Source organism: Mesorhizobium sp. XAP4 (genome assembly GCF_029269325.1).
GTDB classification, from domain to species: Bacteria; Pseudomonadota; Alphaproteobacteria; order Rhizobiales; family Rhizobiaceae; genus Mesorhizobium; species Mesorhizobium ciceri.
This window is the reverse complement of sequence record NZ_JARIXW010000032.1, coordinates 1-620: the sequence shown is the minus strand read 5'-3', so window position 1 is coordinate 620 and position 620 is coordinate 1. Positions and strand designations below refer to the sequence as shown.

Genomic DNA, 620 nt, shown 5'->3' with positions numbered 1-620 from the left:
GTGCAGTCGAATGTGTAGTCGGCGCCGCCGATCTGGTCGGCGCCACGCTTGGTCATGTTGACGAGGTAGGGCACGACATCGCCGTCGATCTCCTTCGGATTGACGAAATGCGTCATGCCGAAGCGCTCGCCCCACTCCTTCTTGTCGTTGTTCAAATCGACGCCGATGATCATGTCGGCGCCGGCAAGTTTCAGGCCCTGGATGACATTGAGGCCGATGCCGCCGAGGCCGAAGACGACCGCGGTGGCGCCGATCTCGACCTTGGCGGTGTTGATCACGGCACCGATGCCGGTGGTGACGCCGCAGCCGATGTAGCAGATCTTGTCGAAGGGCGCGTCCGGATTGACCTTGGCCAGTGCGATCTCGGGCAGCACGGTGAAGTTGGAGAAGGTCGAGCAGCCCATATAGTGAAAGATCTTGTCCTTGCCGATCGAGAAGCGCGACGAACCATCGGGCATCAGGCCCTGGCCCTGCGTGGCGCGGATCGCCGTGCAGAGGTTCGTCTTTCTCGACAGGCAGGACGGGCACTGGCGGCATTCGGGCGTATAGAGCGGGATGACGTGGTCGCCCTTCTTGAGCGAGGTGACACCCTTGCCGACATCGACGACGACGCCGGCGCC

Annotated in this window: 1 protein-coding gene; it reads right to left on the bottom strand. The window is 62.7% G+C overall.

The features are described 5' to 3' along the window. A partial coding sequence (locus P3C39_RS32870; RefSeq protein WP_275955084.1) for a zinc-binding dehydrogenase occupies window positions 1–620 on the bottom strand: 620 nt, incomplete at both ends.